This is a genomic window from Novosphingobium panipatense (genome assembly GCF_900182875.1).
GTDB lineage: Bacteria > Pseudomonadota > Alphaproteobacteria > Sphingomonadales > Sphingomonadaceae > Novosphingobium > Novosphingobium panipatense.
Genome location: NZ_FXUI01000001.1, coordinates 503,693 through 522,146, shown reverse-complemented (window position 1 = coordinate 522,146; position 18,454 = coordinate 503,693). Strand labels below are relative to the sequence as shown.

21 protein-coding genes are annotated in these 18,454 nt (G+C 64.9%); 11 read left to right on the top strand and 10 right to left on the bottom strand.

What is annotated here, in order from left to right; genetic code table 11:
- Positions 1-52: 52 nt before the first annotated feature.
- On the top strand, positions 53-592 hold the full coding sequence (locus tag QOL62_RS02475; RefSeq protein ID WP_283405044.1) for a hypothetical protein: 540 nt from the start codon (positions 53-55) through the stop codon (positions 590-592).
- Positions 593-678: 86 nt separating this feature from the next.
- On the opposite strand, the gene QOL62_RS02470 is transcribed toward QOL62_RS02475, so the two are convergent.
- From QOL62_RS02470 to QOL62_RS02435, 8 genes are all read right to left on the bottom strand, one after another.
- Entirely contained in the window at positions 679-1,260 is a 582-nt protein-coding gene (locus QOL62_RS02470) for a F0F1 ATP synthase subunit B family protein (protein ID WP_103727770.1), read from the bottom strand.
- On the bottom strand, positions 1,253-1,747 hold the full coding sequence (locus QOL62_RS02465; RefSeq protein ID WP_283405043.1) for a F0F1 ATP synthase subunit B: 495 nt from the start codon (positions 1,745-1,747) through the stop codon (positions 1,253-1,255). Before QOL62_RS02465 ends, QOL62_RS02470 begins: the two co-directional genes overlap by 8 nt.
- Positions 1,748-1,871: 124 nt before the next feature.
- Entirely contained in the window at positions 1,872-2,096 is a 225-nt protein-coding gene (locus tag QOL62_RS02460) for a F0F1 ATP synthase subunit C (RefSeq protein WP_008833283.1), read from the bottom strand.
- Positions 2,097-2,135: 39 nt separating this feature from the next.
- Entirely contained in the window at positions 2,136-2,918 is a 783-nt protein-coding gene (locus QOL62_RS02455) for a F0F1 ATP synthase subunit A (protein WP_103727801.1), read from the bottom strand.
- Between the two features lie 49 nt (positions 2,919-2,967).
- The gene (locus QOL62_RS02450; RefSeq protein ID WP_103727772.1) at positions 2,968-3,288 is read right to left on the bottom strand and encodes an AtpZ/AtpI family protein; all 321 of its coding nucleotides are present in this window, start codon (positions 3,286-3,288) and stop codon (positions 2,968-2,970) included.
- 330 nt (positions 3,289-3,618) lie between these two features.
- Positions 3,619-4,002: a YdbL family probable chaperone protein gene (locus QOL62_RS02445; RefSeq protein ID WP_283405042.1), complete on the bottom strand. Its 384-nt coding sequence runs from the start codon at positions 4,000-4,002 to the stop codon at positions 3,619-3,621.
- Entirely contained in the window at positions 4,002-4,244 is a 243-nt protein-coding gene (locus QOL62_RS02440; RefSeq protein ID WP_233203729.1) for a YnbE family lipoprotein, read from the bottom strand. Before QOL62_RS02440 ends, QOL62_RS02445 begins: the two co-directional genes overlap by 1 nt.
- Positions 4,245-4,291: 47 nt before the next feature.
- The gene (locus QOL62_RS02435; RefSeq protein ID WP_283405041.1) at positions 4,292-7,534 is read right to left on the bottom strand and encodes an intermembrane phospholipid transport YdbH family protein; all 3,243 of its coding nucleotides are present in this window, start codon (positions 7,532-7,534) and stop codon (positions 4,292-4,294) included.
- 41 nt (positions 7,535-7,575) lie between these two features.
- Between QOL62_RS02435 and radC the strand changes: the two genes are divergently transcribed.
- Complete coding sequence (gene radC / locus QOL62_RS02430) at positions 7,576-8,313, top strand: RadC family protein (protein ID WP_283405040.1); 738 nt, start codon at positions 7,576-7,578, stop codon at positions 8,311-8,313.
- Positions 8,314-8,316: 3 nt separating this feature from the next.
- Positions 8,317-9,051 carry an NRDE family protein gene (locus QOL62_RS02425; RefSeq protein WP_283405039.1) on the top strand — a complete coding sequence of 245 codons (735 nt, stop codon included), beginning with the start codon at positions 8,317-8,319 and terminating at the stop codon, positions 9,049-9,051.
- A gap of 7 nt (positions 9,052-9,058) precedes the next feature.
- Here QOL62_RS02425 and QOL62_RS02420 read toward each other — a convergent pair whose 3' ends face one another.
- Entirely contained in the window at positions 9,059-10,813 is a 1,755-nt protein-coding gene (locus QOL62_RS02420) for a diguanylate cyclase domain-containing protein (protein WP_283405038.1), read from the bottom strand.
- A gap of 275 nt (positions 10,814-11,088) precedes the next feature.
- Here QOL62_RS02420 and purB point away from each other — a divergent pair, with 275 nt between their 5' ends.
- The 5 genes from purB to QOL62_RS02395 all read left to right on the top strand — a co-directional run bounded on the left by purB (position 11,089) and on the right by QOL62_RS02395 (position 15,342).
- Positions 11,089-12,399, top strand: coding sequence for an adenylosuccinate lyase (purB, locus tag QOL62_RS02415; protein WP_283405037.1), 1,311 nt, complete (start codon positions 11,089-11,091; stop codon positions 12,397-12,399).
- Between the two features lie 194 nt (positions 12,400-12,593).
- Positions 12,594-12,947: a LapA family protein gene (locus QOL62_RS02410; protein ID WP_233203730.1), complete on the top strand. Its 354-nt coding sequence runs from the start codon at positions 12,594-12,596 to the stop codon at positions 12,945-12,947.
- The gene (pyrF, locus tag QOL62_RS02405; RefSeq protein ID WP_103727780.1) at positions 12,944-13,621 is read left to right on the top strand and encodes an orotidine-5'-phosphate decarboxylase; all 678 of its coding nucleotides are present in this window, start codon (positions 12,944-12,946) and stop codon (positions 13,619-13,621) included. Before QOL62_RS02410 ends, pyrF begins: the two co-directional genes overlap by 4 nt.
- 129 nt (positions 13,622-13,750) lie before the next feature.
- Positions 13,751-14,512, top strand: coding sequence for an SIMPL domain-containing protein (locus tag QOL62_RS02400; RefSeq protein WP_283405036.1), 762 nt, complete (start codon positions 13,751-13,753; stop codon positions 14,510-14,512).
- Between the two features lie 185 nt (positions 14,513-14,697).
- Positions 14,698-15,342 carry a phosphoribosylanthranilate isomerase gene (locus QOL62_RS02395; RefSeq protein WP_283405035.1) on the top strand — a complete coding sequence of 215 codons (645 nt, stop codon included), beginning with the start codon at positions 14,698-14,700 and terminating at the stop codon, positions 15,340-15,342.
- Positions 15,343-15,428: 86 nt separating this feature from the next.
- Here the strand turns inward: QOL62_RS02395 and QOL62_RS02390 are convergent, their stop codons facing one another.
- Positions 15,429-15,896 (bottom strand): outer membrane protein, encoded by a 468-nt coding sequence (locus QOL62_RS02390; protein ID WP_103727783.1) that lies wholly within the window; start codon positions 15,894-15,896, stop codon positions 15,429-15,431.
- Between the two features lie 290 nt (positions 15,897-16,186).
- On the opposite strand from QOL62_RS02390, the gene trpB reads away from it, so the two are divergent.
- From trpB to trpA, 3 genes are read left to right on the top strand one after another with little or no spacing between them, the layout of a single operon-like run.
- The gene (gene trpB / locus QOL62_RS02385; protein WP_283405034.1) at positions 16,187-17,428 is read left to right on the top strand and encodes a tryptophan synthase subunit beta; all 1,242 of its coding nucleotides are present in this window, start codon (positions 16,187-16,189) and stop codon (positions 17,426-17,428) included.
- On the top strand, positions 17,425-17,676 hold the full coding sequence (locus QOL62_RS02380; protein WP_103727785.1) for a hypothetical protein: 252 nt from the start codon (positions 17,425-17,427) through the stop codon (positions 17,674-17,676). Before trpB ends, QOL62_RS02380 begins: the two co-directional genes overlap by 4 nt.
- A complete protein-coding gene (trpA, locus tag QOL62_RS02375) occupies positions 17,676-18,452 on the top strand; it encodes a tryptophan synthase subunit alpha (protein WP_103727786.1) in 777 nt (258 codons plus the stop codon). Before QOL62_RS02380 ends, trpA begins: the two co-directional genes overlap by 1 nt.
- Positions 18,453-18,454: the final 2 nt, after the last annotated feature.

The window sequence follows — 18,454 nt, the reverse complement described above, 5'->3', positions numbered from 1 at the left end:
CGGGCACTCATCCGGCGATGCCGCTGTTGATCTCCTTTCGCAAAGAGTTCTTATGATCAGGTCCATCAGTGCCGCAACCACACTCCTGCTGGCCCCGCTAAATGCCATGGCAGAGGACGCCGCTCCGCCGCTGCCGAGTCAACTCGCTGCCCTGGCAGGTTGCTGGCAGGGTGAGGGAACCGTGATGGGTAAGCCGGTGTCCATCGAGCTTACGGCGCGACCGGTCGCTATGAATGCCATCCTGTCGGTGGACGCGGAAAGCCGGGCAACCACCGACGCCACCGACCGGCATTCCGCACATCTGGTATTTGGGAGCGTTCCCGCGTCCACGGGTGCGTCGGAACGGATCGTCGGCTATTGGGCCGACAGCTTCGGCGGCGCTTTCACCTCCACGGGAGAGGGTCAGACTCGTGCGACCGGCTTTGAGATCACTTACCCCTACAGCGACGCTGACTTCGTCAATCGCTGGCATGTGTCAGGACGGCAGATGACGTGGAACATAGTGGCACGGCAGAAAGACGGCGCGGAAACGCCCTTCGCGCACTACCTTTTCGAACAGCACCCATGCCCATCATCGGCCGCTGAGAGGTAGTCCCTCACCTCAACCCATCGTTCCATGAAAAAAGCCCCCGTCCAGCGGACGGAGGCTTCAATCAAGCGCCTTAAAGGCAAATCGGGTCAGATCCCGGCAATTGCCTGGTCGACCAGAGTGCGGTCGGCGGCTTCCGAGTGATTGGCGGCGATCAGGCGCCTGGCGGCAGCCGTAGCGGCCGTCGCAGCCTGGTTACGAAGATCCGTCACAGCCGCGAGTTCGGCCGCTGCGATCTTGTCCTGAGCCATCTTTTCACGGCGCGCGATCGTCTCGGCCGTGTCCTTTTCCGCCTTGGCGATCAGCGCCTGCGCCTCGTGACGGGCATGCTCAAGCATGGCCGCCGCGTCCTTCTCGGCGTTGGCAATCTTGTCCGCGTATTCCTTGCGCAGCGCTTCCGCTTCGGCGCGCAAGGACTTGGCTTCGGCAAGCTGCGCCTTGATCTCCGCGATCTTGGCATCGAGGCCGCCTGCGACCAGCTTGGGCACGCCCTTCCACGCTAGGATCGCGAGAAGCACGATCATGGACGCGCTGACGACAGCGACCGGCGGCGCGAAGCCGAGGAACATCGGTTCCGCGTGATGCTCGACCGCCGCGTGAGTATCGGCGCCGGTTACTTCAGCAGCCTCGGTGTCGAGATGCTGCTCAATGGCGACATTGGTTTCAGCCATGGACCAGGTTCTCCTTCACCGCACCGCGTACTGCAGTATCGTCGAGCGAGAGGCCGGCCACCCGGCTGACAATCTCGCGGGTTGCGTCGGCGGCGACGTCCTCGATCTCGGCAGCGGCCGAACGACGAGCCTCTGCGATGCGGGCCTCGGCGGACGCGATTTCCGCATCGATACGGGCCTGGACGCCAGCCAGCTTTTCAGCGGTCACGGCAGCGGCCTTGCTGCGCGCGTCTGCGATAAGGCCCTGCGCTTCGGCGCGGTTGGCGTTTTCGCGCGTGCGCCAGGAAGCCTCCTCGGCATCGGCCTGAGCGCGAGCGGCTTCGGCGGCCTTGAGGTCGGCGGCGATCTGGTTGTCACGGCTGGCGACGGTTTCCATCACCTTCGGAACCATGCCCCGCCCGACGACGAAGAAGGTGATCCCGAAGAAGACCAGCAGCCAGAAGATCTGGCTGGAGTAGAACTCGCCTAGCTGAGCAATCTGAGGCATGGGTGCAGCCCTGTCTCGAGGAAGCCGGAAAAACGTGTGCCGGCTTGATTCATAAAAACCGGACTGCTCCGGCCGCCTCACCAAAGGGTTCAGGCAGCCGGAGCGATCCGGTCAACGCGTGCGATCAGGCGAAGATCAGCAGCGCGGCAATGACGAACGAGAGCAGGCCCAGAAGCTCGGCACCGGCGAAGCCGATGAACAGGCGGCCCTGCTGGGCGTCAGCGGCGCCCGGGTTGCGCAGTGCGCCTTCGAGGAACTTGGCGAAAACGTTGCCCACGCCGATCGAAGCGAGGCCAGCGCCGATCGCGGCGAAACCAGCACCGAGCAGCTTTGCAGCTTCTGCGTCCATTTCAAAAACTCCCTTTGGTAAACCTGAGTGGCGGTAAAATCAGTGAAGGTTCTCGGCGTCGTTTAGATAGACGCAGGTGAGAAGAGCGAAAACGTAAGCCTGAATACCGGCGACGAGCAGTTCCAGCGCACAGATGCCGACCATCAGCAGGAAGCTGGGAAGACCGGCAATCAGGAACAGCGCGGGACCGGCATTGCCGCCCGAGATCACGAAGCTCGAAAGCACTTCAAGAAGAACGTGGCCGGCCATCATCGCGACGAAGAGACGCAGACCGAGGCTGAACGGGCGCACCAGGAACGAGATCAGTTCGACCACGAAGATGATCGGGATCATCGGAACCGGCGTACCGTGCGGCACGAACAGAGAGAAGAAGTGCAGCTTGTGCTTCGCGAAGCCGACGATCAGGACGATCGAGAACGAGAGAACCGCCAGAACACCCGTAGCCGAGAAGTGGCTGGTGAAGGTGAACGGGTGAACGCCCACGACGCCCAGAGGCATCAGGCCGAGGAAGTTCGCGAAGAGAATGAACATGAAGAGCGAGAAGATGTACGGAACATACTTCTTGCCGTTCTTGCCGACGTTCGCGGCAAGCATACCGTCGATGAAACCGGTGAAGGTTTCCACCGCCATCTGCCAACGGCCGGGAACAACCTGACGCTTCATACCGCCAGCGACAAACACGATCAGTGCGATGGTGGCGACAGCCATCCACAGCGCACTGTTGGTGAAAGCGATGTTGTAACCGGCAATGTTCCAGTCCGCGCCCGCCAGCTTCTCGAGCTGGAACTGGTGCATCGGATCGACCTTCGCTTCGGCTGCCACGCGATTACCCCTGTCGCCAATTGAACCAAGCCGCCCCACCCGATCCATGTCACTCGGGGCGGTGGTTCGAAATCCGTATTATGTTCCTGAAGGCGATACCTATTCCAACGAACAGCATCACCATCAGACCCCAGGGCGACGTCCCGGCGAAATGGTCGATCAACCACCCGAGGAACAGACCGCCCGCAAGACCTCCCAGCAGCTCCGAAAGAACGCGGTTCCCCATGCGATAGCTCGCATCGGTTTCCGCGCCGGCCTTCGGTCGGTTGCGTTCCTCTTCCCGCTCGCGAAGGGCCTTCAGCCGTTCGTCAAGCGAATCGATGCGCGCATCCTCGCCAACAGGATCTTGGGCAGGTTGCTCGTCGGTCATGTCACGTCCTCTCTCGATGACAGGAACGGTACACAAAACGACGGCTGCCCGCCAAGAGCGCCGCCCCCTTAGGGTGGGGCTTATCCCGAGTCAACCGGCGCGGCAGCCGCAGCGGTTGCGTTCTTGACGGATGAACAGGCGCGTGACGGCACGTCGGCCCTGAGAGATCCGCCAAAGCACCGATACCGCAACGGCGATACGCCGCTTTGGTGGCAGGAGAAAGGCCGGAGAGCGTATCCGCCTCCGGCCTCAACATGATTCGCAATGTGCCTGTTTCCGCCGGCCGGAGGACGGCAAAAACGCGTGCCCTTCTCGCAGCGTGAGCAGCGGTCAGGGGCAGCGGGGATCCAGCTCCGGCGCACCGCTGCCGCGCGTCTTCCACGACCCGTCGAGCCCCTGGTACTTCTCACCGGGCTTGGTGTCGCGGATCAGCTTGCAGCCTGTCGTGAAGGCGTATTCCTCGATCGTGCTCTTGCCGGTCGCGGCCGTCGTGTAGACAGAGCGGCGCTTGTTGTTGATGTCGCGCACCATCGCACTGATTGCCGCGCCCTGGCTGCCGACGACCCCGAGGTAGCCGTCCCGCTGCTCGCCCACCTGGCCAGCTGCGCGCGCAGCAGCGTATTCGGGTGAGCGCTGGGCATGAGCCACCGATATCCCGGTGATCATGAGGATGGCGGCGGCGAAGGCGGCACCGAAATAGCGAACTTTCGTCATCAGAAAATGCCCTCGTTCTGCTCGACCGTCTTGGCCGCGTCGGCGGCGAGACGATAGACCACTTCCTGCCGGATGTTGATGTTCAATTCGATCACGATAGGCTTATCGGGAGCCGCAACCTGGATGCACCCTCCCATGCCTGCCGCGACCACGATCATCGTTGCGGCCGTAAGTGCGGCGCGGGCGGCGCGCCTGCCGGACCGTGTGCTTGCGTGCTGCTGATTGTAATACCCGTCGTTCATCGCCGGGCATTTTGCAGCCGAAAGCCTTGGGGTCAATTCGGGGGACGTCATGGCGTTTTCTCGCTGACTGGAGGCTGAATAGCGGCAGATGGCGGCGGCGGTGGATTGACGGTGGCATCCGGCGCTGTCGCCGAACGGGTTCCGTCCTGGGTCAGCAGCCCCAGCTCGCGAGGATCCCGCACGTAATTCGGATCGTAGAGCGAGCGCATGGACCCGAACAGGCTGAAGAAGGGCGCTCTTATGTTGACGATGAACCGGATCGGCAGCTTCGCGACCTGCTTCGTCAGGAAGTTCTTTTTCGCCCCTGCTCCCTGGCTCAGGCCGTCGAAGCTGATGCGCGTGAGGATCTCGCCGGACAGCGAGCCGCCAAGGCCGATCTCCATGTCTTTGTAATTGACGGACTTCAGGGCGTCGAACGCGAAATTGCCCATCGCGGACAAGTCCTTGTACGTCAGCGCCCCGATGTAGGAGAGGTGCCCGCCCGGAGCGCGCGATCGTAGATAGCCGTCTTCGATGCGCCCGCCGTTCTGGTCGAAGATCAGCGGCAATTCGCCGTCGAACACGCCGCTGGCGTTGATGTTCGTGAGTTCGAGATGCTGGACGAAGTCCCCTGCGTCCAAACCCGATACACGGAGCGTATAGCGGCGGGTCTCCGCCACCCCAATCTGCATCTTCGCCGGATCCAGCGTGAGCGTCCCGCTCATGAACGGCCACTGGCCGCCGTTGACGATGAGGTTGTACCCCGGCCGCAACTCAAACGACAGCGTGCCGTCCTTCACCTCGACACCAGGATTCATCGACGCGATGCGGATGGTCTGGCGGGGCGCGGTCACCATGCCGAGGAGATCGGTGAACACCACTTCGCCCGAAAGGCCGCGCACGGGGCCGAGCGCCGCGGCGAAGTCGACGCCATCCGTGGCGAAACGGCCACGGCTGGTAACGCGCGCGGCGTTCCAGTCTATCCGGCCCGAGCCACGCACGATCCCCTGGAGGTCCGAAACAACGCCGAGCGCGAGACGCGAGAGGGCATCGGGCTGGAGGTCCTTGTCGAAAACCGCCCCGTTCACGGCGAGGTCGGCATGACCGCTGGCGTTCGACAGGTCATGAACAATGTCCGCGCGCACCACACCGCGGTCGCTCTGCGGTTCGCGCAGCAGGGCCTTGGCCGTGATGCGGTTCCCCGCCAGCCGCAGCGTGGCGCCCCGTGCGACCATCGGCTGGAATCGCGCCATTGGCTGGCGATCGACGAGGGTGAACGACGCATCGTCGATAGCGACGATCCCGCCTGCGTAGCTCCAGTTACCTGCCGCCTGCCGCATGTCCAGAGGAACGGCGGCAAGGCGGATGTCCGCTTCCTCGAACGTACCCGAGACGTCCTTCCCAAGAGCGGCGTCGATGCGGCTTATCGCGAAACGCGATGCCGTGCTTTCCGGCCCAAGCGCCACGTCGACAGCGCGTGCGGTGACAACACCCGCCCTGCCGCCGCCGGCCGCCAGTCCGATCGGTCCGCTGGCGATCCGTATCGGCGTTTCTCCCAGGCGCCCCGAAAGGTTGAGGGAGCTTGCCCCCGCAGCCAGCCGGAGATTGTCCGGTTGCCCCTGCACGATGGCACCTCCGCGCGCGGGGCAAAGCGTCAACGTCCGCCTGTCGAGCGCAAGGTCAGCGACTTGCAGCGCGTCGAAGGCAACCCTGGTGCAACCACGCCAGAGCGCGAACCGGCCAGTGCTGTCGCGGCGACCGTCCAGCGGCAGCAGGAGGTTGCGCGCCTTGCCGCCTGGCAGATCGCCGCTCATGAGGATTTGCCCCGCAAAGGACAGCGCTCCGTCCCGGTCCTGTTTCACGGCAAGACGGGGTATGCCGATCATGGCGGAACCGGCGCGGTAATCCGGCATGGAGCCGCGCAGGGCGAAGCGTCCGTGACCGTCCGTCTCTACGCGCCCCCACACCTGGGGCAGTCCCTTGCCGCCGGTGCTGAAGTTGCCGGTCAGGCGCGGCGGCGCGCCCTCGCCGCCTTCGGGCAGAAGCGCCTGGACGCGGGAAAGTGCGACGAGCGATGCACCGCTACGGCCACGCAGCGCGCCGCGTGTGACGACGAGGCTGAGACCGTCCGCGCTCCTGCGGGCGATGAGGTTTGCGTCAAGCGTGCTGCCGGGCATCTCTTGGGCAAGGCCGCTGCGCACCTGCGCCGCCAGCGGCGCGAGCAGCGTACCCTCGCCCGTGCGCTGCGCCGACACAAGCGCCCGATCGACGCTGGCGCCGATCCTCAGGTCGCGGCCGGTAAGATCGCCTTCGACATCGAAGCGAGAAAAGCCATTCGCGGACCGGGCACGACCTTCGAAAGCCACGGCGGCGAGGCGCGCCTGCGGCGTATCAAGGCCCTTGCCTTCGATCCGATAGGTGGCACGCAGGGATTCTTCCCGGTAGCTGAACCGACCTGTACCTGACAGGGCGGTAAGCGATTGAGCACCATAGCGCGACGCGCCAGCCGATACGCCCAGCTTGCCCTCCGCACCGTCGAGAGCCTCGTCCAGGGTAATGTCGACTTGCGCGGCTACGCGTGAAGCCCGAGCATCCTCCTGCTGGCAGCCGAGGCTTTCCAGCCGTACCGGGCCGGTGAAACGCGGTCTTGCGGCGGTCACGGCCAGCTTCCCATAAAGCGTGGCGCGTCCCGTGCGGCAACCACTCACATGCGAGGCCGGTGATATGGCCGCAATCTCGCCGGAGAAGCCACCGCGCAGCGCACCCTCGCCCGCGAGCTTCACGCCCAGGCGGCCGAGATCGCTCTCAATCAGCGCCCGCCCGTCGACGAGTTTGATGTCGAGGTCCGGAATCTCGAACGGGCCGTCCTTGCCCGTGAACAGCGCCTTGTCGAGCGCGCCAAAGCTGACCCGTCCAGCCCTGTAGCTTCCGTAGAGTCGCGGCTCGATGACCGTGATGCGGCCAATGCCGGGCAGTCCCCAGGCGAGCCTGGTGGACACCCGCAATTCCTTCACCGTCAGATCGGGCCGCTGCGGATCTCCTACCACAAGATTGCGGATCACTTGTTCCGAAGGGCTGATTCGCACGATCTCGTAGCGGGCGGGCAGTCCAAGCGCCTCAAGTTCGCCACCGATCAGGTTGTTTGCGATGTCCTCCCGCGCAAGCCACGTCGCTCCGAGCGCGGCGACCAGCAAGCCTCCGACCACAAGCGCCGGTGTGCGCCAGCGCCGTTTGCGCGACGGAGCTTGCGGACTTTCCATCCAATTACTGGCGGGGAACTGGTCGTGATCCTGCGACATCCGATCGTTCACTTGCGCCCGGTGCGCGAGAAAGGCAATTGTTTGTACGCAGCATGACCGGACAACCACCCCTCTTTGACGACAGCCTCGCGCCTGCGACGGCAGAGGCCGACGATGCCGGGAACGATCCGAGCGGCCATCGGGAAAGGCTGCGCAAGCGATTGCTCAATGGTGGGGCGGAAGCGCTGGCTGACCATGAGGTCATTGAACTCCTTCTGATGCAGGCCGTCCGGCGGCGAGACATGAAACCCCTGGCACGAACTTTGATCCAGCGGTTCGGTTCACTCGCCGGTGTGCTTCAGGCTGACCCGCGGACACTGGCCGGTCACCCCGGGATGGGCGAGGCCACGACTGCCGCCCTTCGCGTGGTGACGGTGGCCGCCACTCGAATGGCACGACAGAAAGTGCGCGAAGCGCCCGTGCTAAGTTCCTGGAATGCCTTGATCGACTACCTGACGATCGACATGGCCCATCTTACCGTCGAGCGTGTCCGGGTTCTTTATCTGAACACCCGCAACATGCTCATCCTCGACGATCTGGTCGGCGAAGGCTCCATAGACGAAGCTGCCATTCACCCGCGGGAGGTGATCCGGCGCGCCCTCGACCTCGGCGCCACGGCCGTGATCCTGGTGCACAACCATCCATCCGGCTCGCCGCAGCCCAGCCGCGCGGACATCGACATCACCAACCGCATAGCCGAAGCGGGCCGCCTGCTTGGCGTCGCCGTGCACGATCATGTCATCATCGGACGCGAAGGGCATGTCTCGCTGCGCGCGAAGGGACTGATCTGAACCATGTGCGTGGCCGCCGTCGCCTGGGATGCCCATCCCGACTGGCTTCTCGTCTGCGCGGGGAACCGTGACGAATACCACGCCCGCCCTGCAGCGCCGCTGTCGCGCTGGCCCAACGGCATCATCGCAGGCACGGACCTCACCGGAGGCGGCACATGGCTGGGCGTAACCGGGACCGGGCGCATGACGCTGGTCACCAACTACCGCACGCCTGAAGGTGCGCAGCCGGGACGGCCCTCACGGGGCAGGCTTGTGACCGACCTGCTCTCCAACGGTCTGGCACATCAGGATCGCACCGGCGCGATGGCCGAGATGAACGCGTTCAACCTCATCCTCGTGGAAAAGGGACAGGCGCTGTTTGTGACCAACCATCCCGTGGTCGAGACGCGCCCCCTGATGCGCGGGATACATGGCCTGTCGAACGGCGGCTTCGATATCCCATGGCCCAAGACCTTGCTGGTGAACAGTGCGGTGGCCAGCTGGCTGGCCGCAGGCGACAGGGACACCGCCCCGCTCTTCGCGGCGCTGCGCGATAAGACCGTGCCGTCGCTCGCCACCCTCGAGCAGCCCGAAACCCGTTTCGCTCCCGTCTTCATCCGCGACAGTCTCTATGGCACTCGCTGCAGCACGGTCGTCGCCGTGAATCGCCAAGGGCATGGCACGATCGAGGAGTGCCGGTTCGACAGCGAAGGCCATCCTTGCGGACAGACGCGAATCGCCTTCACATGGCCGGTCTAGGCCTGCATCAGGCCGCGATGAGCTGGTTGCGGCCGCTGCGCTTTGCCTCGTAAAGCGCCTGGTCTGCTCGGTTGAGGAGTTCGACGCCGCTCTGCCCCGGCATCCTGTGAACAAGCCCGCAACTGATGCGAGCCTCCGCCAGCCCGCCGGTCGGCAGTTCGACCGGAGCCGCCGAAACGCTCTCCACGAGCCTCCGACAAACCTCGAGGGCGGCGGCCGCATCGAGCGAAAGGAGCAGCACCACGAATTCGTCGCCCCCCAGCCGGGCGACGAGATCGCCCGGGCGCAGCGCGTGCGAGAAGCGGCGCGCGAGCTCCACCAGCACCGCGTCCCCGGCAAGGTGGCCAAGTTCGTCGTTCAGCACCTTGAAGCGATCCACGTCGATAAAGGCCACGCTGAGGGGACCATCGGTCGCCAGCGCGGTTTCGAAGCGGTGCAGGAAACCTGCCCGGTTCGGCAGCCCGGTGAGATAGTCCGTCTCCGCACGCCGCGCGAGTTCCCCTTCGCGAGCCTTGCGAGCGGATACGTCCATAAGGGTGGCCACGGAGCCGGAGATCGCGCCATCCTGGTCGTGCTCGACCCGGAAGATCGCCTCGACCCACCGGCCGCCCGGCCGTTCGATCTCAGTCGTCACCGCCTTGCGCCCGTCGGCATCCTCACGGCAGACCTGCAGGTGCGCGGCGAAGAGCGGCTCGCCGAGGGACGGCGCCAGCTCGCCCATATGGCTTCCCAGAAGCCGCTCCACGCTTTCTCCCAGCAGCGCCGCCGCGTCGCCCACGGCGCGGGTGCATACCCCTTCCCTGTCGAAGCGCAGAAGCACGATGGCAGAGCGACCGGCCAGCAGCATAAGGGCGTGCTCGCTTTCACGAAAGCGCTCGATGAGATCCCGCCGCGCGGCAAGGGCGGCAGACACCGGCATCATCAGGGCCAGCACGATCGCCAGGAAAAACTGCAGGAAGGCGAGTTGCCCTCCCATGTCGCGTCCGGAGAGACTGACAGGCCCACGCCCCGCCAGCGTCGCCAGAACGCCGATGGTGGCGAGCAGGACCATGGCGACGCTGACGCCGCGCCAGCCGGTACGGAACGCCACCAGCATCAGGGGCACCAGCGTCAGGAACAGCAGCGGATGGCTGTTCTGGGAGAAAACCGCAAGGCACACCACCAGCATGGTGCCATGAAGCAATGCTCCGTCGCGCCGTTCACTTCCGGTGGCCGTCCGCAGGCTCTCCAGATAGTCACCGCTGAAGAGGCGGTAGAAGAATGGCGTGAAGATCAGCAGGCCCAGCGAATCGACGGTGAACTTCGTCAGCAGGGATGCACCGATGGGCGATCCCAGCGTCGCCATAGCGACGATAGCCTTGAGGAAGCCGCCACACGCCGGAGCGACGAAGCCGGCCGCGACGACAAACCGCACCACGGATTGGTCGCGGTGCAACAGCCTGCCCTGCGGATCCATGGCCCCACGCAGGAGGCTGGCCGCCACAAACGCCTCGATCATGTTGCTGATGCCAAAGGCGGTCGAACTCAGGACGACGCCTCGAATCAGGATGCCCCCGGCCGTGATGCCGATGAACCCGGCCAAGAGGAAACGCGGCCACTGACGGCGCGGGGCAATGAGGATTTGTGCCAGAACAACTGCGTTGACCGGCCAGACGGAGGCCAGATTCTCGTCAAAACTGAGGTACTTGATCATCGTTGCTGAGAGCACGAAGCAAAGCAGCGCCGTCAGCACGGGGCGTGCGATGATCCGAACTGCATGCATCTCTACGTCGCTCTCCAAAGCCGGGGCAGTCGAGCCCCGCCCGCTTTGCTTGTGCAAGCGATTGAACGCTCAACAGTTAAAAAGTCTACACGTTGCAACGGCAAAGCGCATCGGCAGTGACCCGGGGCCGGCATCGCCACAGCGTGCCGGTCCGGTTTTCCACGCTCGTCCCTACCCTGCGCAGCTCCGTCCTGCGCCCTTGCCTTTCCGGCCCGCGCCGCCTAGCGGCCCCGTGAATTGGCCGAAATTACCTGCGTCAGCCCAAGGAGTCGAACATGGTCCCCCGCTACGCCCGCCCCGCGATGACCGCGATCTGGGAACCCGAAGCGCGTTATCGCATCTGGTTCGAGATCGAAGCGCACGCCGCCGTGAAGATGGGGGAAATGGGCACGGTGCCCGCATCCGCCGGACAGGCCCTGTGGGACTGGTGGGCGACCAACCCGAAGATCGACGTCGCCGCGATCGACGCGATCGAGGCCGTCACCAAGCACGATGTCATCGCCTTCCTGGACTGGGTCGCGCAGCAGGTCGGCCCCGAAGCACGTTTCATGCACCAGGGGATGACCAGCTCCGACGTGCTGGACACCACGCTCAACGTCCAGCTCGCGAAGGCGGCCGACATCCTGCTGGAGGATCTCGACGCCCTCTTGGCGGCGATCAAGCGCCGCGCGGAAGAGCACAAGTACACGCCGACCATCGGCCGCAGCCACGGCATTCACGCCGAGCCGGTCACCTTCGGCCTGAAGCTCGCCGAAGCCTACGCCGAGTTCAGCCGCTGCAGAAAGCGCCTGATTGCCGCGCGCGAAGAGATCGCCACTTGTGCGATTTCCGGCGCTGTGGGCACTTTCGCCAACGTGGACCCGGCGGTCGAGCAATACGTCGCCGACAAACTGGGGCTCGCTGTCGAGCCCGTCTCCACCCAGGTCATCCCGCGTGACCGCCACGCGATGTTCTTCGCCGTGCTGGGTGTGATCGCCAGCTCGATCGAACGGCTCGCCGTTGAAGTGCGCCATCTGCAGCGCACCGAAGTCCTCGAAGCCGAAGAATACTTCTCGCCCGGCCAGAAGGGTTCGTCGGCGATGCCGCACAAGCGCAACCCCGTCCTCACTGAGAACCTCACCGGGCTTGCCCGTGTGGTGCGTTCGGCGGTGGTGCCGGCGATGGAGAATGTGGCGCTCTGGCATGAGCGCGACATCTCGCACTCGTCGGTGGAGCGGTTCATCGGCCCCGACGCGACGATCACTCTCGATTTTGCCCTCGGCCGCCTCACCGGCGTCATCGACAAGCTGCTCATCTACCCCGAGCGCATGCAGAAGAACCTGGATCGCATGGGCGGCCTCGTCCACTCGCAGCGCGTCCTGCTCGCGCTGACGCAGGCGGGCCTTACGCGCGATGAAAGCTACCGCCTCGTTCAGCGCAATGCGATGAAGGTGTGGGAATCAGACGGTCAGCTTTCGCTGCTCGAACTGCTCAAGGCGGACCCTGAAGTCGCCGCCGCGCTTCCGGCCGAAGTGATTGAGGAGAAGTTCAACCTCGACTACCACTTCAAGCACGTCGACACGATCTTCGCGCGCGTCTTCGGCTGATATCACTGGCTCCTGTGACGGGACGGCGGGCATCGAACCGACGCTCCGTCGCAGGAACGGCGGGGAACCACTCCTTGAACGAAAGGAGCGGCGTGCCTGGCGCACGCCCTCCTCTCCCCGTCGCGGGCGAGGGCTTCCCTTGCGGAATATTCAAGCCTAGCATCCCGTGAGACGGGCGGGAAACAGGAGGAACAATGCAGGTGATACGCACAATCGCGTGGATCGTGCTCACGGCCTTGTTGGTCGCTTTCATCGCGATGAACTGGACCAAAGTGCCGGTGAACTTCTGGCCGATGCAGGACGGAAACTACATCCACTTCGAATGGCCCGTGGGGGTACTTGCCCTGCTTTTCTTCGGGCTGGGCATGCTGCCGGTGTGGCTTTACCTGCGCGCCGTGCGCTGGAAGCTGAACCGCCGCATCGCCAGCCTTGAAAATTCCCTGCGGGCGACTTCGGCACCTTCCCTGACCAGCAGCCAGGCCGTATCCGCAGCGCCGCTCGAAGCGGCACCCATCGCAGAATCATCGTCGGAACCCGAGAAACCATGAACCACAATCCCGTCTATCTCGCCCTCGACCTTCCCCGCCTGGACGCCGCCGAGGCTCTGGCGCGAAAGGTTGCGGGCCATATCGGCGGGATCAAGCTGGGATTGGAGTTCTTCTGCGCCCACGGGCACCATGGCGTGCATGAACTCCATAAGGTCGGGCTGCCGATCTTCCTCGACCTCAAGCTCCATGACATACCGAACACGGTAGCCGGTGCGATGCAGGCAATCCACGTGCTTCGCCCGTCGATTGTCACTGTCCATGCCGCCGGCGGGCGGGCGATGATGGAAGATGCCAAGGCCGCTGCCGGGGAAAACTGCAAGGTCGTCGCAGTGACCGTTCTCACCAGCCTCGACGGCGAGGATCTCAGCGCCATCGGCGTCGATGCCAATCCCTACGATCAGGCCCTGCGCCTTGCCGACCTCGCGCACTCGGCAGGGCTGGACGGCATCGTCTGCTCCGGCCACGAAGTCGAGGCGGTCCACAAGCAGTGGAAGAACGGGTATTTCGTCGTCCCCGGCCTTCGCCCCTCGGACGGCAAGTCGGGCGACCAGAAGCGCACTGTCACGCCGCGTCAGGCCCGGGATGCCGGGGCAAGCGTTCTGGTGATCGGACGGCCGATCAGCCGCGCGGAAGATCCGCTCGCCGCCGCCCGCGCCATCGAAGCGACACTCTGAGAGAATAGCCGACGGATGCCTTCCGGAGCGTTCGTCGCACCGGCGCCACGTCACGCCGTTCACACGGCGGCAACCCGCGCGCGTCCAGACCGTTGCTCCCCTGGTCCAACTTCGGGAGAGCACTTTCTTATGACACGCCTGAGCCTGCTTGCCGCCACTGCCCTCGGAATGCTCGCGGCGGCACCCGCCCCCGCGCTCGCGCAGCAAGGCCCCCTGCCCTCTATCACGGCAGGCCACACCCTGCTCACCATCAATGCCAAGGGGTCTTCCACCCGCGAACCGGACCTTGCGAGCTACAACGCCGGCGTAACGACGCAGGGCTCCACCGCCAGCGCGGCGCTGACGGCCAATTCGGAGCAGATGACGAAGGTGATGGCCGCTTTGAAGCGCGCAGGCATCGCGGACAAGGACGTGCAGACGAGCAACCTCAACGTCAGCCCGATCTACGCCCAGCCCAAGCGCCTGCCCGACGGTTCGTACGAGGACAACGGCCAGCAGCGGATCGTTGGATATCAGGCGAACAATTCGGTCACGGTTCGCCAGCGCAAGCTCGGCGATATGGGCAAGGTGATCGATGCGCTTGTCACGGCGGGCGCCAACCAGGTGAACGGGCCCGACTTCATGCTGTCCGAGCCAGAGGCTGCCATGGACGAGGCACGCATGGAAGCCATGAAGATCGCCCGCAGCCGCGCGGAGCTTTACGCCCGGGCGGCGGGCCTGCGCGTGGCTCGGATCGTCTCGGTCAGCGAAAACGGCGGCTATGCGCCCCAACCTGTCATGTACGTTCGCAAGGAAGCACGGGATTCGATGGCCTCTGCGCCCGCACCGGTCGCGGCGGGAGAGCTGGAAATGACGGTCAACGTCAACGTGCAGTTCGAACTGGCGCCCTGAGCACTCCTCCGCAGGAGCCAAAGTGAGCAACCGGCGGGCACGCGCCGGCCGGTTGCCCGACCCCTGCGAAATCCCTGCGCGGCCGATCACGTCTCGCCATTGCCGGAGCCGTCAGGGGCATTAGATAGCGCCTTGTCGATTCTCCCCGGGCCCGCACCTGCGCGGGTCGAAGCTTGAGCGAGACCATGCCAACAGCGGCCATCAAGATCTGCGGCATCAGCACCGGCGATTCGCTGGATGCGGCTATTCGCGCCCGCGCCGATCATGCCGGCTTCGTCTTCTTTCCCAAGAGCCCACGCGCCGTCACCCCGGCCGAGGCGATGGCGCTTTCCGCTCGGGCCGAGGGCCGCATCGGCCGTGTGGGTCTCTTCGTGGACGCGGACGATACCCTGATCGGGGAGGCCGTCGGTGCCGCCCGTCTGGATGCGCTGCAGCTTCACGGGAGCGAGACACCAGAGCGCGCCGCACAGTTGCGGTCGCGCTTTGGAATACCTGTCTGGAAGGCTCTTTCCGTCGCCAGCGCGCAGGACGTGGCGAAGGCGGCAGGCTATGCGGGCGCGGTTGATCTTGTGCTGTTCGATGCGAAGACGCCGGGCGGCGCCCTGCCCGGTGGAATGGGCCTGAGCTTCGACTGGGATCTGGTCGCGCACTGGAAGGGGCCGGTCGCCTGGGGCCTCGCAGGCGGCCTTGCGCCGAACAACGTCGCCGAAGCCGTGCGTCTCACAGGCACGCCGCTGGTGGATACGTCCTCGGGCGTGGAAAGCGCCCCGGGCATCAAGGATGCAGGGCGGATCGCGGCCTTCTGTTCGGCCGTGCGCTCGGCGGCGTGAAGAAGCGGACCGCATGAAGAAAGGGCGGCCCTTTCGGACCGCCCTTCCTGGCTTACACTGCTTTCGCAGCGATCAGATCTGAAGGATCAGAACTTGACGCCCACGCCCACGAGGCCACGGTCGGCGTCGGGAGTGTTGTCGCCGATAAGCAGGTGCTGGTACTCAGCCTTCAGGTAGTAGCGGGTGCCGATGTCCTGCTGAACGCCGCCGCCAACGCCAACGGCGCTGTTGCAGTACTTGCAGTTCTTCGACTGCCAGTCTGCCAGGGCATAGACCTTAGTGCCCGGAGCAGCGACGACACCGATGCGGCCGCCCACGCCCCACGAAACGCGGGTGTCGTCCGTCAGGATCTTGTCAGCCGAACCCTGGATGCCGATGAAGGCGGTCTCGCCGAGGTCGTAGTCGTAGCCCGCTGCGACGCCGAGCGTTGCTTCGCTGTTGCTGCCGTCCCAGATCACGCCGCCGCGTGCTTCGACGCGCGCTTCATTAGCCAGGGCGGGGGTGGCAGCAGCCACGGCAACAACCGCAGCGAGCGAAACAAGTGCAATACGCATATTATGTACTCCAATAATCTCCCGGCCCTCACCGGGAGGCGGCCCGCTGAGCCTTGTTTCCTTGCGGCCAGATGAACGGAAATTTCTTCAAACCCTCATAAGTGGCAGAAAAGTCCGGTTCCCGGGTACAATGTTGCTTTTACAGCAGATTGCTTGCGTTTTTCGCACTTGAAGGAGGTACCGGGTGTGCCCACGCGAGCATGTGCAGACGCCGCGCATGCCCCGGTGCTTTGCTCCCTCGCCTTCATGCCGTCTGGACAAGATTACGGCCCTCTGCCATCGCCCGGCGCATGACTGCTCAACCGCCCGTGAATTCGCTGCGTTCCTACCCTGACGCGACCGGTCACTTCGGTCAGTTCGGCGGGCGCTACGTCGCTGAGACGCTGATGCCTCTCATCCTGGACCTGGAAAAGGAATACCGCGCCGCAAAGCAGGATCCGGCGTTCCAGGCGCAGTTCGACGATCTGCTCAAGACCTTCGTGGGACGGCCGAGCCCGCTGTACCCGGCCCCGCGCATCACCGAGCATTTCCGCGGCCTCGCCCCCGAGGGCAAAGGGCCGAAGATCTACTTCAAGCGGGAAGACCTGAATCACACGGGTGCCCACAAGATCAACAACTGCGTGGGCCAGATCCTGCTGGCCATCCGCATGGGCAAGACACGCATTATCGCCGAAACCGGAGCAGGCCAGCATGGCGTGGCGACCGCAACCGTTGCCGCGCGCTTCGGCCTGCCCTGCACGATCTTCATGGGCGCCAAGGACGTCGAGCGCCAAGCGCCTAACGTGTTCCGCATGAAGCTGCTCGGTGCCGAAGTCCGTCCCGTCACCAGCGGTGCCGAAACCCTGAAGGACGCGATGAACGAGGCCCTGCGTCACTGGGTCGCCAACGTGCACGACACCTTCTACATCATCGGCACGGCGGCCGGACCGCACCCCTATCCGGAACTCGTCCGCGACTTCCAGAGCGTCATCGGCAATGAAACGCGCGAGCAGATGCTGGAGGCCGAGGGTCGCCTGCCCGACATGCTCGTGGCGGCGGTCGGCGGCGGATCGAACGCGATCGGCATGTTCCACCCCTTCCTCGACGATCCGGACGTGGCAATGGTCGGTATCGAAGCGGGTGGGCACGGGATCGAGAGCGGCCAACATGCCGCTTCGCTGACGGGCGGTCGACCGGGCATCCTCCATGGCAACAAGACCTACCTGCTGCAGGACGAGGACGGGCAGATCACCGAGGCCCATTCCATCAGCGCAGGCCTGGACTATCCCGGCCTTGGCCCCGAGCATTCCTGGCTGCACGAAACCGGACGCGTGCGCTACGTTCCGATCACGGATAACCAGGCGCTTGAGGCTTTCCAGCTCTGCTGCGCGCTCGAAGGCATCATCCCCGCGCTTGAGAGCGCGCACGCCCTCGCCGCCCTGCCGCAGCTCACGGCGGAACTCGACAAGGACAGGATCCTCGTCGTCAACGTGTCAGGACGCGGCGACAAGGACATCTTCACCGTCGCCGAGGCGCTGGGAGTGAAGCTTTGAGGAAGGGTGGGTGGCAGCGGTCGCTGATCGACGCCACCGTGCTCTGGATGGCCGTGTTCCCGGCGATCAAGGTTCTTGCGGATCTCGTCAGAGCACGATCTGTCGACCTTTCAGGCGCGGGCTATTTCTGGGCCTTCGCCTTCCGGGGCAGTTGGACCGACATCGGCATCAGCCTCGCCTATCTTGCCATCTACGTCGGCCTGACCGCTGCCGTTCTTCGTTATTCCGGAAAGACGCTGTTCTCCTGATGACCCGCTTCGAAACCGCTTTCGCCAAAGGCCCCGCGCTCGTCTGCTTCATCACCGGAGGCGATGGCGACACCGCAGCCAACCTCGATGCCCTCGTCGCCGGTGGCGCGGACGTGATCGAACTGGGCATGCCCTTCACGGATCCGATGGCGGACGGCCCCGCCATTCAGGAAGCGAACCTGCGCAGCCTCGCCAAGGGCACGACCACGGCGGACATCTTCCGCCTCGCAAGCGACTTCCGCAGCCGCCATCCCAACGTGCCGCTGGTCCTCATGGGCTATGCCAACCCCATGACTGTACGCGGGCCGGAGTGGTTCGCACGGGAATGCGCAAAAGCGGGCGTGGACGGCGTCATCTGCGTCGACATCCCCAGCGAGGAAGATGCCTCCCTCGGCCCGGCGCTGCGCGCGCAAGGCGTTTCGCTGATCCGCCTCGCCACACCGACGACGGACGCCAATCGCCTGCCCAAAGTTCTCGAGGGGTCCTCCGGCTTCCTCTACTACGTCTCGGTCGCCGGCATCACGGGCATGCAGCAGGCGGCACAAGGCGCCATCGAAGAGGCCGTGGCGCGTCTCAAGGCGTCGGCGGACATTCCGATTGCCGTGGGCTTCGGCGTGCGCACGCCCGATCAGGCTGCGGCCATCGCCCGTGTGGCGGATGGCGTCGTCGTCGGCTCCGCCTTTGTGGACATCATCAAGCAGCACGGCGACGCAGCGCCCGCTGCTCTGCAGGACTACACCGCCGCCCTGGCGCAGGCTGTTCACGCGGCCCGCTGACG

Excerpts from the sequence above, each read along its gene's own strand:
- QOL62_RS02450 (WP_103727772.1), bottom strand. The coding sequence starts at position 3,288 with ATGACCGACGAGCAACCTGCCCAAGATCCTGTTGGCGAGGATGCGCGC.
- pyrF (WP_103727780.1), top strand. The coding sequence starts at position 12,944 with ATGAACCACAATCCCGTCTATCTCGCCCTCGACCTTCCCCGCCTGGAC.
- purB (WP_283405037.1), top strand. The coding sequence starts at position 11,089 with ATGGTCCCCCGCTACGCCCGCCCCGCGATGACCGCGATCTGGGAACCC.
- QOL62_RS02445 (WP_283405042.1), bottom strand. The coding sequence starts at position 4,002 with ATGACGAAAGTTCGCTATTTCGGTGCCGCCTTCGCCGCCGCCATCCTC.
- QOL62_RS02460 (WP_008833283.1), bottom strand. The coding sequence starts at position 2,096 with ATGGACGCAGAAGCTGCAAAGCTGCTCGGTGCTGGTTTCGCCGCGATC.
- trpA (WP_103727786.1), top strand. The coding sequence starts at position 17,676 with ATGACCCGCTTCGAAACCGCTTTCGCCAAAGGCCCCGCGCTCGTCTGC.
- QOL62_RS02390 (WP_103727783.1), bottom strand. The coding sequence starts at position 15,896 with ATGCGTATTGCACTTGTTTCGCTCGCTGCGGTTGTTGCCGTGGCTGCT.
- QOL62_RS02470 (WP_103727770.1), bottom strand. The coding sequence starts at position 1,260 with ATGGCTGAAACCAATGTCGCCATTGAGCAGCATCTCGACACCGAGGCT.
- QOL62_RS02410 (WP_233203730.1), top strand. The coding sequence starts at position 12,594 with ATGCAGGTGATACGCACAATCGCGTGGATCGTGCTCACGGCCTTGTTG.
- QOL62_RS02440 (WP_233203729.1), bottom strand. The coding sequence starts at position 4,244 with ATGAACGACGGGTATTACAATCAGCAGCACGCAAGCACACGGTCCGGC.
- QOL62_RS02475 (WP_283405044.1), top strand. The coding sequence starts at position 53 with ATGATCAGGTCCATCAGTGCCGCAACCACACTCCTGCTGGCCCCGCTA.
- QOL62_RS02425 (WP_283405039.1), top strand. The coding sequence starts at position 8,317 with ATGTGCGTGGCCGCCGTCGCCTGGGATGCCCATCCCGACTGGCTTCTC.
- QOL62_RS02395 (WP_283405035.1), top strand. The coding sequence starts at position 14,698 with ATGCCAACAGCGGCCATCAAGATCTGCGGCATCAGCACCGGCGATTCG.
- trpB (WP_283405034.1), top strand. The coding sequence starts at position 16,187 with ATGACTGCTCAACCGCCCGTGAATTCGCTGCGTTCCTACCCTGACGCG.
- QOL62_RS02465 (WP_283405043.1), bottom strand. The coding sequence starts at position 1,747 with ATGCCTCAGATTGCTCAGCTAGGCGAGTTCTACTCCAGCCAGATCTTC.
- QOL62_RS02400 (WP_283405036.1), top strand. The coding sequence starts at position 13,751 with ATGACACGCCTGAGCCTGCTTGCCGCCACTGCCCTCGGAATGCTCGCG.
- radC (WP_283405040.1), top strand. The coding sequence starts at position 7,576 with ATGACCGGACAACCACCCCTCTTTGACGACAGCCTCGCGCCTGCGACG.
- QOL62_RS02420 (WP_283405038.1), bottom strand. The coding sequence starts at position 10,813 with ATGCATGCAGTTCGGATCATCGCACGCCCCGTGCTGACGGCGCTGCTT.